The 11,857-nt window shown below is 49.0% G+C and carries 11 protein-coding genes; 9 read left to right on the forward strand and 2 right to left on the reverse strand.

Going from position 1 to position 11,857, the window contains the following annotated elements; translation table 11 throughout:
• Positions 1-7: 7 nt before the first annotated feature.
• Entirely contained in the window at positions 8-883 is an 876-nt protein-coding gene (locus tag C170_RS27175) for a CPBP family glutamic-type intramembrane protease (protein ID WP_051447423.1), read from the reverse strand.
• Positions 884-1,060: 177 nt separating this feature from the next.
• On the opposite strand from C170_RS27175, the gene C170_RS27180 reads away from it, so the two are divergent.
• From C170_RS27180 to C170_RS27190, 3 genes are all read left to right on the forward strand, one after another.
• Entirely contained in the window at positions 1,061-1,288 is a 228-nt protein-coding gene (locus C170_RS27180) for a hypothetical protein (RefSeq protein ID WP_017691180.1), read from the forward strand.
• 79 nt (positions 1,289-1,367) lie between these two features.
• Positions 1,368-1,928 (forward strand): hypothetical protein, encoded by a 561-nt coding sequence (locus C170_RS30260; protein ID WP_051447424.1) that lies wholly within the window; start codon positions 1,368-1,370, stop codon positions 1,926-1,928.
• A 167-nt stretch (positions 1,929-2,095) separates the two neighbouring features.
• On the forward strand, positions 2,096-2,524 hold the full coding sequence (locus tag C170_RS27190; protein WP_036616351.1) for a VOC family protein: 429 nt from the start codon (positions 2,096-2,098) through the stop codon (positions 2,522-2,524).
• A gap of 116 nt (positions 2,525-2,640) precedes the next feature.
• Here C170_RS27190 and C170_RS27195 read toward each other — a convergent pair whose 3' ends face one another.
• Positions 2,641-3,498, reverse strand: coding sequence for a hypothetical protein (locus C170_RS27195; RefSeq protein ID WP_036616428.1), 858 nt, complete (start codon positions 3,496-3,498; stop codon positions 2,641-2,643).
• Positions 3,499-3,953: 455 nt separating this feature from the next.
• Between C170_RS27195 and ytxJ the strand changes: the two genes are divergently transcribed.
• The 6 genes from ytxJ (at position 3,954) to C170_RS27225 (ending at position 11,852) form a co-directional block, all read left to right on the forward strand.
• Positions 3,954-4,493, forward strand: coding sequence for a bacillithiol system redox-active protein YtxJ (gene ytxJ, locus C170_RS27200; RefSeq protein ID WP_051447425.1), 540 nt, complete (start codon positions 3,954-3,956; stop codon positions 4,491-4,493).
• A 296-nt stretch (positions 4,494-4,789) separates the two neighbouring features.
• Positions 4,790-4,852, forward strand: coding sequence for a potassium-transporting ATPase subunit F (locus tag C170_RS31715; protein WP_353884092.1), 63 nt, complete (start codon positions 4,790-4,792; stop codon positions 4,850-4,852).
• Positions 4,853-4,911: 59 nt separating this feature from the next.
• Positions 4,912-6,591, forward strand: coding sequence for a potassium-transporting ATPase subunit KdpA (gene kdpA, locus C170_RS27210; protein ID WP_370739118.1), 1,680 nt, complete (start codon positions 4,912-4,914; stop codon positions 6,589-6,591).
• Positions 6,592-6,799: 208 nt separating this feature from the next.
• A complete protein-coding gene (gene kdpB, locus C170_RS27215) occupies positions 6,800-8,800 on the forward strand; it encodes a potassium-transporting ATPase subunit KdpB (RefSeq protein ID WP_051447432.1) in 2,001 nt (666 codons plus the stop codon).
• A 61-nt stretch (positions 8,801-8,861) separates the two neighbouring features.
• Entirely contained in the window at positions 8,862-9,422 is a 561-nt protein-coding gene (kdpC, locus tag C170_RS27220; RefSeq protein ID WP_036616357.1) for a potassium-transporting ATPase subunit KdpC, read from the forward strand.
• A gap of 90 nt (positions 9,423-9,512) precedes the next feature.
• Positions 9,513-11,852: a histidine kinase gene (locus C170_RS27225; protein WP_036616360.1), complete on the forward strand. Its 2,340-nt coding sequence runs from the start codon at positions 9,513-9,515 to the stop codon at positions 11,850-11,852.
• Positions 11,853-11,857: the final 5 nt, after the last annotated feature.

An 11,857-nucleotide genomic window follows, 5' to 3' on the forward strand; every position in this document is an offset into this window, starting at 1 on the left:
CCCTCCCTCATGATTTATGTATTCTCCACCAGCGCCATGCATTGAGCACCGCCAGAATGATCCCACCGACGAAGATTATCATCATATACAAAATAAATATTTCGGCCAACCCGTTATCTTGCGCGGTATAGCTTAACAATGCCGGTCTATCACCTGGCATAACAACGAATCTGGCTACTTCCAGGTAAGCGATATGAAATCCGATGGAGGCCCATAGAGAACCGGTCAAACTGCGCAGAAGCTGTAACGTAATTCCATAGGTCAAGAGTAGGATCATATAATCCAAGGTTATCCGGTTTCCGGCATCCATACCGACGAGCTCTTGCAATAGGCTGACACTCATCGGAACCAGCAGAAAGAGTATGATTTGAGTTACATAAGCGAAAAACACAGGAAGTCGCAGTCTGGAGCGTAATCCATCATAGACCATGCCTCGCATGGATAGTTCCTCTGGCAAAGCTTCATACAAGAAAGCAATACAACTATTAAGTGCAACAGCAAGCAAGAACTCGGCTGAGAAGTGCCACTCCGTAATCGTAATCCAGTTGTTCATACTAGCTATCGCTAACCCGATGAAGGCCAGAGAAGTGGCAAATAATGCGCCAAAGAGCAAGTGAATTATGCTTTTTCCTGTCAGAGGAAGAAGAATGGACTTCATATGGAAGTGTCTTCGAATGACGAATAGTACGGGCAAGACGATACTAATAATGACAACAGCCTGGATGAGATGAACCATCCATTCAGCAACACCAATAGTGCTGACAAACTCCCCTGCGAGTGTAGCAAAAAACAGACCCAATGTCATCGTCAACCAACTCATTCCAATAATGGATATTCCACTGCTGCGTCGTTTCTTGGTTACATGTTCAGGTGACATACTCATGCTAATCCCCTCCTGAAGCCAGTATAAACCCTCGAGTTAACGTCAGGGTCAAGCAGGAAATATGCCTATCAGAATATGGTTCTGCGCAAGGATTAAGTTACGAGCAGCACAAGTGTGGTATACTGGATATATTCAGCCTGATAATAACTGGCTATGGATAGGAGATGTCACTGATCTATGCAGGTATTCGAGGACTGGAATCAGAAAGTAAAGAGGACGTTTAATGCTACGAACCCAGAGGTAGTATTGACGGTATCGGAAGCTGGAAGTTTGCTTGGTTTGACCAAAGACCAGATGAAACTGTACGTGGACAAGAACAAACTAACGAAGGTCCCGATCATGAGAAGTGTTCACCGATACCTCTTATTGAAAAGTGAAATAGATAACATCGTTCAAGCTCGATAACTTCATAGGATTGAACACAACCATTTTACCGATAGGATTCGGGAGAGTGGTCTTTTTTTTATCTGAAAGGGGACGGAACGTGCTGAATAAAGTGTCAAATTGGTTCTATCAGCGGGTGAATTGGAAATGGTTTGCAGCTGCGGTTGTTGTTTTTGCCTGTTTTATTGCATTCATTCTGCCCTCGCAGGCGGCAAAGTCGGAGGAAGCCACAGGTGGTGGACAGTCCCCGGATTCATCGTTTCTGTACACGGCGGATGATCTTTATCAGATGGCTGAGCAGTATGGAGAAGCAGGGCGAAGCGCCTATATTCAGGCACGGTTCACATTTGATCTCATATGGCCTTTGGCCTATCTGTCCCTCTTAGTTGTTCTGTTATCGATACTCTATCGTGTGCTTCCGGTAAAGAGTCGCTGGCGTTGGGTGAATCTGATTCCGATCTTAGGTTGGGTTATGGACATGCTTGAAAATATAGGTGCATCCCTGATCATGTATCGTTATCCTGAACGTACGTCTGTGCTTGCTGAACTCACTCCGCTATTTACCCTGTTGAAATGGTGTCTGATCTATGCCAGTTTTGCAGCACTGGTTCCGGGTGTTCTGATCACTGCTCTCTATTATATACGCAAGCGTAAGAAGTAGTGGAGCGAGGGATGGATTAAGAATATGTTGGTAACCCTAATCGTGTAAAGGTCCGCAGTGATGAGTGCAGAAATATACGCTTGTCAAAGGACAACCTGTTCATATATACTCATGTCGCAAGTGGCGTGAATCGTATAATTACAAGAGCCCAAGGAGATGAAGAACGCATGTCGATCAGCTTGAATGTGTATCTGGTTACAGACGGTAATGGACGTGAAGCGGTAGATTTTTATCAAAAGGCATTTGGAGCCGAAGTGCTCGCGCTTCAAACATTTGGCGACGGTCCATCTGACCCGAATCACCCCATCCCGCCAGAAGCGAAAGACCGTATTATGCATGCTTCTTTGCAGATTGGTAGCTCAGTATTAATGTTGTCTGATACGTTTCCAGGTATGCCGTACACTGTAGGTAATCATGTTACGGTTACTGTGAACACGGATACGACGGATGAAGCCAAAGCGATTTTCAACCAGTTGCAAGACGGTGGCGAAGTGAAAATGCCGATACAAGAAACGTTCTGGAGTCCAGCCTACGGTTCGGTTGTCGATAAGTTTGGCGTACAGTTTCAGATCAGTGCTACGCCGGGACAAGCTTAAGAGTGTACTCTTCACTAATATAAACTTCAAATGGCAAAAACCTCCGCGGTCTGCTTTGAGCAGTTGTGGAGGTTTTTTGCTTTTTTTTGTAATGACTCGTGATTAATCTTCCTTGATTAGTCTTCCTTCTGAATCTTGGAAGGATTGTTGATTTTATAGGGAACCGGGTTACGTGTCAGCTTCTTCTTGATAATTTTCGCTTCAAACGTGATAACATCTCCCACTTCCAGTTCCTGTTTCTTAACCGTAGCACTGTGGCTGGACCAGGCTTCCCCAACATCGATGACGTCTGGCTCCGTTATGGTAACTGCTTCGTAGATGATGACTTCATCATCATTGTCAGAGAAATGATTCGGTACGGTGGTGAATTCTTTGACAACGGCACTCATCTTCACTTTGCCTTCGGGCAGATCAATCTTGACGCTCTTAGCTTTGCTTGCTGTTTTGGCTTTGGGTTTGGCTTCACTGGTTGCTCCAGACTGAGGTCCAACATACTCTTCTACAAGCCCATCCGGATCACCCTTCATCCCCGAGGAGAATTCATCTGTGTCCGTGTCGTCCGAATCATCCAGATCCGGCGGAATTTCATCCAGGTTAACCAAGGCATCTGGAGTTTGCGTAAGTTCAGCAGGGGTAACTGGTACGACTGTATCCGAAGTTGTCGATTCTGTGCTGCGATCTGACCCGGCATTACTTATGCTTCTGGCACTGTAACTGGACGCTTGCATTTCCTTCAGATAAGACGGGTGAATACAATGCTTTTGACCATTATCCAGTTGAATAACGGCTGCCATGTGATCGACATATCCAATGATGGTGCACGGCATGTTTAATCCGTTTCCTTTATAATAGAACGTTTTGAGTTTGGTCGCTTTACCGGAAAGCAGGCCCCACTCCTGACATTTCTCAATCAGTTCATCTTCGTTATCCAGCGCAATAAAATCCTGCGGTTCAATCATAAATGCGTATGTCATATGGAATTTCCGCCCTTCCAATCCATTCTTCATGTTCATCGTTTCCAAATTACAACCAGTGTATCACAAATGAGCATTTTGCATAAATCGAAACGCTGAAATCTGTACTCGAAGATGAAGATTATCAAAGCCTGCTCACAGAGGCCTATGCTATAATTTGATCAGAATATATGGTGGGAAGTTGTTACTATATATGTTGAACTAAAGATTATTTACACAGACACTACGATGACAGAACAACCTTCCAATCGCTGTTATCCCCAGATTTTTTCGATTCCCTTTTACTAAGGGAAAATCCGGTGATAAACGCGAAGCTTATGCTCCCGAAGTAGCTTTCTTGCAGAAAACTTTTAGCTTCGCTTTTTCAGGTTTTTTCTGTCCTCTCCGTTATTGTGTAAATGATTAGTTGAACTTATATAGCCTTGATATACATATATCATGAAGGGAAGATATGCATGGAGAAGAAGGTAAATCATCAAGCTGTATGGCTTGCTATAGGTGTTGCCATGGGAGTCAGCATTGGTACGGCTACACAGCAGCTTGGACTCGGGATTGCTTTTGGCGTGGCGCTTGGCATTGTGATTGGTTCGGTGGTTAGCAAACGTGCAGGGTCAGACTCGGAACATATGCTCAGCGAGCATGTCCGGGAATTGCACAAACCAGATGACTGGGAAGACGCGCTGCATTGCTCGCAGGATCATCCGGTGCTTATCCTGAAACACAGCACGACTTGTCCAACCAGTGCGAGAGCGTACAGAGAGTTTATGGCGTTTGTAGGCACCCATGCATCAGATCCCAAACAACCTATGGACTACCGCATCGTCAAAGTGATTGAAAATCGTTCGTTGTCCCGCCATATTGCAGAGGAAACAGAGGTTCACCATGAGTCACCCCAGGTACTTCTGCTCGATCAGGGGCAAGTCATCCATCATACCTCTCATGGCAAAATCACAAAAAAGAGATTATTGCAGTGGGCACAGAATCCATTTGGATAAATAGTAAATCTTATAGACCCGTTCTTTTCAGCCCATTGCTGAGGAGAGCGGGTCTTTTTTACGTTTTTTTTACACCCATGGAGGCATTTCTTTACCCCTTTTTTACAGCGTTTCATATTACGATTTTACATGTAGCAGGTGCAGAGAACGGTAGCGAGAGGGAGGAAGGGCACATGGTGAATGATGCCACGATGATTGGATTGGTTGTGCTGCTGTTTGCGGTGTTTTGGGGATTCGTGAAATTCTGCGAGAAGGCTTGAGGGTAGAGAGGGGGATGCCAAATGATTGTCATCGGCATGATTGTACTCGCACTGGTGATATATCTCGGTTATGTGCTGGTGAAGCCGGAGAAATTCTGATGCTGACAATGTGCGTAATGCACGAACAAGTGAACGTCGAATAGGGAGGAAATGCGGATATGGGTATCGGTGTAGTGCAAGTAGCGGTGACGCTACTTATCATCCTACTGCTGGTGAAACCGGTGGGAAAATATATAGTGAACGTGTTTGATGGACAGCGAACGGGGTTGGATCGGATTTTTGGCGGACCGGAGCGACTGCTCTATCGAGTAATGGGAGTACGCGAGAACGAATCGATGGGGTGGAAAAAGTACCTCACGGCTGTTCTCCTCTCCAACTTTGTAATGTTGGTGTTGATGTTTCTGGTGCTACGGCTGCAAAAGTATTTACCGCTCAATCCGGATGGCATCGGCAATATGCCAGCGGCGCAGGCATTTAATACGGCCGTATCCTTCATGACCAACACGAACTGGCAGTCGTATACGGGCGAGAACGCCTTGTCGTATCTGTCACAGATGCTGGCCGTGACGTTTCCGATGTTTACGTCGGCAGCAACGGGATTTGCAGTGGCTATTGTGTTCATTCGCGGGCTGATAGGCCGCCGGGATGAACTGGGGAACTTTTACGTCGACCTTGTACGGTCGATTACGAGAATTTTTTTACCGCTGAGCTTCATCGTGGCCTTGTTCCTCGTGTTCCAGGGGGTGCCTCAGACACTCGCGGGAGCGGTGAACGCAACCACGCTGGAAGGCGCGCAGCAGACGATCTCACGTGGACTGGTCGCCTCACTGGAGTCGATCAAACACATCGGAACGAATGGTGGCGGCTGGTTTGGAACCAATGCTGCACATCCATTCGAGAATCCGACGGCCCTGAGCAATCTGGTGCATATCGTCTGTATGATGCTGTTACCCACTGCACTGGTATACGCCTTCGGCTTGATGGTCAATAACCGGAAGCAGGGTTGGGCATTGTTCGCAGCGATGAGTTTTCTTTTCCTAGTGATGTTGACCACCGTATTTGTCTCCGAATATCGCGGTGTACCCGCGCTGGATGCAGTAGGTCTTCAAGGCAATATGGAGGGGAAAGAGGTTAGGTTCGGCATACCGGAGTCGGCCTTATTCACAGCGGTCACGACGGCGGCTACAACAGGTTCAGTCAACAATATGCACGAGTCGCTCACTCCGCTTGGAGGTCTTGTGTCACTGGCTCAGATGATGCTCAATAACGTGTTTGGGGGCAAAGGGGTAGGACTGATCAACGGACTGCTGTATGTGATTCTGGCTGTGTTTATCTGTGGATTAATGGTGGGACGGACACCTGAGTTTCTGGGCAAAAAAATCGAGGGCAAAGAAATGAAGCTCGCATCCATCGCCTTGCTCATTCATCCTTTGATTATTCTGGGGCCAACGGCAATCGCGCTTATGCGGCCCGAAACCGTTGCGTCCATCTCGAACGGGGGGATGCATGGCCTGACCGAAGTTCTCTATGCTTTTGCCTCGGGTGCAGCCAATAATGGATCGGCCTTTGCAGGACTAAATGCCAATACAGACTTTTACAACATCGCGATTGGTATCGTTATGCTGCTGGGAAGGTACGTTTCGATGATCGCCATGCTGGCTATTGCGGGTTCACTCGCCACCAAACGGGTTGTGCCTGTAACTACGGGCACGTTGCGGACACACACACCTCTATTTGCTGGCATTTTGGTCATGATGATCATTGTAGTTGGTGCGCTTACGTTCTTCCCGTCGCTTGCCCTTGGACCGATCGCAGAGCATCTGGCAATGATTCAATGAGAAATATGACAGGGGAGCAACAGAGGAATTGGTATAAGGACGTAACGTACGGAGGTGGCAGTGCACGATGAATGCAGTCGAACGAAAGAAGGAGCAGACGATGCAACACATGGATACAGAAATGTTTAGAACGAAGGGCAATGAGCCGGATAACAACCGAGGTAATATTCAACGTGATCCCGGATCGAAACGGTCGTTAAGCAAGGATATGATACTTCAGGCTTCACTCGATGCGTTCAAGAAACTAAATCCGATGTTCATGATCAAAAATCCGGTCATGTTTATTGTCGAGGTTGGTACATTCATTACGCTCTTACTCTGCATCAATCCCGATCTATTCACCGCATCCGAGGCTGGGTGCGGGTACAACATTGCCGTGTTTTTCATTTTGCTGTTCACGCTGCTGTTCGCCAACTTCGCGGAGGCACTTGCAGAAGGCAGAGGTAAGGCTCAGGCGGATACGTTACGCAAGACGAAGTCGGACACCCTGGCCAATCTGGTGCAGAAGGATGGAACAATCCGGCAAGTGTCTTCGACCCAGTTGAAAAAAGGCGATATGGTCCGTGTGGAAGTTGGTGAACTGATCCCGACGGACGGTGAGATTATGGAAGGCTTGGCCTCCATTGATGAATCGGCCATTACGGGAGAATCCGCCCCGGTCATCAAGGAAGCAGGGGGAGATTTCTCCTCCGTTACCGGGGGGACACGTGTCGTGTCCGACTACATCGTCATGCGTGTTCAGACCGATCCGGGGGAGTCATTTCTTGACCGAATGATCTCTCTGGTTGAGGGGGCACAGCGCCAGAAAACACCAAACGAAATCGCGCTGACAACCCTGCTCGCCGTATTAACTCTGATTTTTCTGATTGTCATACTCACGATGGTTCCAATGGCGAATTACCTGGGTATTCGACTGGATCTGGCGACATTGATCGCACTGCTCGTCTGCCTGATCCCAACCACAATTGGTGGATTGTTATCGGCCATTGGTATTGCCGGGATGGACCGTGTTACGCAGTTTAATGTGCTCGCCATGTCGGGTAAAGCGGTGGAAGCAGCCGGGGATATCGATACGTTGATTCTGGACAAAACGGGGACGATCACATACGGAAACCGTATGGCATCTGAATTCATTCCAGTTCAGGGCATTACTTCATCAGAGATGACGCGGGCTGCTTTACAGGCTTCTGTGCGAGATGAGACCCCGGAAGGGCGTTCTGTTGTGGAATTGGGAGGCAAACAAGGCCAAAGTTGGTCTGAGACGGAGTATGCCAATGCGGAAAATGTGGAATTCACGGCAGAGACCCGGATGTCCGGTCTGAATCTGAGTAGCGGAATGAAGATCCGCAAAGGTGCGGTGGATGCGATCAAAAGATATATTACTTCCTCAGGAGGTAGCATACCTGGTGATCTGGATGAGATTGCAAATCGTATTGCAAAGGCTGGAGGTACGCCACTTGCTGTGGCCATCGATGAACGAATCTACGGTGTGATCTATCTGAAAGACACTGTGAAGCCAGGGCTGAAGGAGAAGTTCGCTGAGATGCGCGCCATGGGCATCAAGACCATTATGTGTACAGGCGACAATCCGCTGACCGCAGCAACCATAGCGCTGGAAGCGGGCGTGGATGATTTTATTGCCGAAGCGAAGCCCGAGGACAAGATTGCGGCGATCAAAAAAGAGCAGCAGGAGGGCAAACTTGTCGCCATGACGGGCGACGGTACCAATGATGCTCCTGCTCTGGCGCAGGCCGATGTGGGCCTGGCGATGAATTCGGGCACCATGGCGGCCAAAGAAGCGGCCAACATGATTGACTTGGATTCCGACCCGACTAAGTTATTGTCGGTTGTCTCCATTGGCAAACAGTTGCTGATTACACGCGGCGCACTGACAACCTTTTCGATATCCAATGATATCGCGAAGTATTTTGCGATCATTCCAGCCATGTTCATTCTCGCTATGCCGCAGCTTCAGGCGCTGAATATTATGAATCTGGCTTCGCCGCAGTCCGCGATCCTGTCGGCGCTCATCTTCAACGCTATTATTATTCCGCTGCTTATTCCCATCGCGATGAAAGGGGTTAAGTATCGGGCGATGTCAGCCGAACGACTGCTTGGTCGCAATGTGTTCATCTATGGCGTAGGTGGTGTGATTGTACCTTTCATCGGCATTAAGCTGATTGACATGGTTCTGTCGGGATTTTTTTAACGAGATAACAACCCATATCAATATTGTCCTTCTATCCTAATGAAATCAGGAAGTGATCTGTATGAACATGTTCTTGACCGCCGTACGGTTATCCGTTGTGCTTATGCTGATATGTGGCCTAATCTATCCTCTCGTAACGACTGGCGTAGCTCAACTTCTCTTTCCTGCGCAGGCGAACGGCAGTCTGATTACGCAAAATGAGAAAATCATCGGCTCGTCCCTGCTGGCGCAGGAAATCCAATCGCCGGGGCTGTTCCAGCCCCGGGCATCAAATGCCAATTATGATCCAACGGCTTCGGCCGGTTCCAATCGCGCTGTAGCCTCAGAGGAGTATATCGGCGAGATGAAAGAAAAGATTGCTCAGCTTAGGCAGGAAAATCCGGGATTGAAGCAGATCCCTGCTGATCTCGTGACGGGTTCAGGCTCTGGACTTGACCCGGATCTCTCTCCCGAAGCCGCTGAGGCACAGATGCCGCGAATTAGCAAAGCTACAGGGCTTAGTGAACAGCAGCTTATGCAACTTGTAAAAGAGCAGACGGAAGGTCGTCAGATGGGTATATTCGGGGAACCTCGTGTGAATGTAACGGCTCTGAATCTGGCGCTGACAGCAGAACTGAAGTAACGAACGAACATATTAGCCTGCTCACGATATATCGGGAGGGGCTTTCTCCATTTTTATCTTCATAGTAAACAAGAAAGGGGGAGAGGACGGATGGAAGACAGCTTCAAGCGCAAATCACCGGAAGAGATGCTGAAGATGATTACGAAGCTTCAGCAGGGTACGCTCAAAATCTACATCGGCCCAGTCAGCGGATCGGGCAAGACGTATCACATGCTGCGGGAAGGGAACACGTTACGCCAACAGGGCATTGATGTGGTCATATGCGCCGTCTCCACGATGCGTAGACCGGAAACGGTGGAGCAACTTGGGGCACTCGAAAGGATTCCAAGCATTCACTGGGTACGCCAGAGTGATGATGTAGAGATGAAGGATCTGAACTTGGATGCACTATTGGCGCGTAATCCGGAGGTTGTACTGGTGGATGGTTTGGCACATCGCAACAGAGAAGGTGCTCGGTATGCTACCCGGCTGGAGGATATTCAGTTTTTGCTCCGAAACAACATCAGTGTCATGACAACGGTGAATGTGTATGAGCTGGAAGGCTATACAGAGCTGGCACGACAACTTACGGGGATCGCAGCAGAATATACGGTGCCTGCCGATACATTGGAGCTTGCGGATGAAGTGAAGCTGATAGACGTCACACCAGAAACCTTACTGAGCCGTCTGGCAGAAGGTCATCTGAAGGGGCATGAGGGAGAAGCAGTTTTTCGTCAAGGCAATCTGGGTATTCTGCGCGAACTGGCCCTGAGATTGGTTGCAGAAGGGGTGAATGAATCCCTGCGTGAGCATCGGGAGGAGATGGGAATTACCGTCACAACAGGCATCATGGAACGGATTCTGGTGTCCACGCAATATCATTGGAATGGCTCCATCTATATCCGGCGTGGACAACAGATTGCCAAACGGCTGAATGGTGATCTGTGCGCCGTGGTTTTTCGGAATATGAAGCAGCCATTAACCAAGGAGGCAACCGTATTTCGGCGCAATATGATCAAGTTGGTGGAGAAGTTTGGCGGCCATATGGAGGAACTGTCCGTATTACACCGTCGCAACATCCCGTCTACGCTGGCGCGTTACGCCATGGAGCACCAGATTACCCGGATTGTGATGGGACACTCCCGGCGTACACGCTGGCAGGAACTGTGGCAAGGGTCCGTTGTTAACTCGCTGCTGCGCAGATTACGTGGTGTCGATCTGTTTCTGGTTGCTGATCGAGCGGCCCGGGAGGGTGAACGTGTGGTTCCGGCTAAAGTTAACGATGTGGAGTCGCTGACATACCGCAGACTAAGCGAGCAGGAAATGAAGGAACAGATTGGCCAGATTCAGCGCGGTACATTCAAAATATATATCGGAGCCGCACCAGGTGTAGGCAAAACCTACATGATGCTTCGGGAAGGCAATGATTTGCTCCGTAAGGGCATCGATGTGCAAATCGGTTTGCTGGAGACACATGGCAGGGCGGAAACCGTGGAGCAGATGGGTCACCTGTCTGTGATCCCTCGCGCGAAGCGCGTTTATCAGGAGACTCGTCTGGAAGAGATGGACACGGAGGGTATTCTGCAACTTTGTCCGGAAGTGGTGCTTGTGGATGAACTGGCGCATACGAATGTGCCCGGAAGTGTCCGGCAAAAGCGTTATGAAGATGTCCTGCTCCTGCTGAATGCAGGCATCTCGGTGATTACCACAATGAACGTACAGCATCTCGAAAGTCTGAATGATGCCGTTGAACATATTACCGGTGTTCGTGTCCGCGAGACCGTACCCGATCGGATCATTCAGATGGCGGATGAGGTGCAGTTGATTGATGTCGCGCCCCAGGCCTTGCGGCAGCGCATGAGGGAGGGTAAAATCTATGCAACTGCCAAGGTCGAGCAAGCCCTTGCGAATTTCTTCAAAATCGGTAATCTGATTGCCTTGCGAGAACTTGCCCTGCGCGAACTGGCGGACGATGTCGATGAACGGCTTGAAACACAGCAGGCCAAAATTGCACTTCGAGGACCTTGGCGCAGACAGGAAGCGGTCTTTGTATGTGTAAGCAGTGATCGTCATGCCGAGCGGCTGATCCGGCGCGGATTCCGCATGGCTTATCGTCTAAAAGCCATCTGGCATGTACATCATATCCACATCGGTGAGTCCATGAGTGACGAAGTGAAGTGCCATCTGGAAGCGTTGGAGCAGCTGACGATTCGGCTTGGTGGCCAATTTCATATTCATCACAGTCCAAGGCTGTGCGATGTACCTGAGATTTTGGCAAGAAAGGCATCGGGGGCAAGAGCAACCCAGCTGGTGGTCGGGCAGGCAAGACGGGTGTGGTGGCTGAATGGCTACCGCGGCTCAGGGTCGGTGGTCAACCGACTTGTACGCTTGTCGCGGCATCTGGATGTATTAATCGTTGCAGATTATGATTATGAACTGAGCGGGATGTGAATGGA

Origin of the sequence: Paenibacillus sp. FSL H7-689 (assembly GCF_000517905.1) — a bacterium.
GTDB lineage: Bacteria > Bacillota > Bacilli > Paenibacillales > Paenibacillaceae > Paenibacillus > Paenibacillus amylolyticus.

Excerpts from the sequence above, each read along its gene's own strand:
- C170_RS27175 (WP_051447423.1), bottom strand. The coding sequence starts at position 883 with ATGAGTATGTCACCTGAACATGTAACCAAGAAACGACGCAGCAGTGGA.
- C170_RS27180 (WP_017691180.1), top strand. The coding sequence starts at position 1,061 with ATGCAGGTATTCGAGGACTGGAATCAGAAAGTAAAGAGGACGTTTAAT.
- C170_RS27190 (WP_036616351.1), top strand. The coding sequence starts at position 2,096 with ATGTCGATCAGCTTGAATGTGTATCTGGTTACAGACGGTAATGGACGT.
- C170_RS27195 (WP_036616428.1), bottom strand. The coding sequence starts at position 3,498 with ATGACATACGCATTTATGATTGAACCGCAGGATTTTATTGCGCTGGAT.
- ytxJ (WP_051447425.1), top strand. The coding sequence starts at position 3,954 with ATGGAGAAGAAGGTAAATCATCAAGCTGTATGGCTTGCTATAGGTGTT.
- kdpA (WP_370739118.1), top strand. The coding sequence starts at position 4,912 with ATGGGTATCGGTGTAGTGCAAGTAGCGGTGACGCTACTTATCATCCTA.
- kdpB (WP_051447432.1), top strand. The coding sequence starts at position 6,800 with ATGATACTTCAGGCTTCACTCGATGCGTTCAAGAAACTAAATCCGATG.
- kdpC (WP_036616357.1), top strand. The coding sequence starts at position 8,862 with ATGAACATGTTCTTGACCGCCGTACGGTTATCCGTTGTGCTTATGCTG.
- C170_RS27225 (WP_036616360.1), top strand. The coding sequence starts at position 9,513 with ATGGAAGACAGCTTCAAGCGCAAATCACCGGAAGAGATGCTGAAGATG.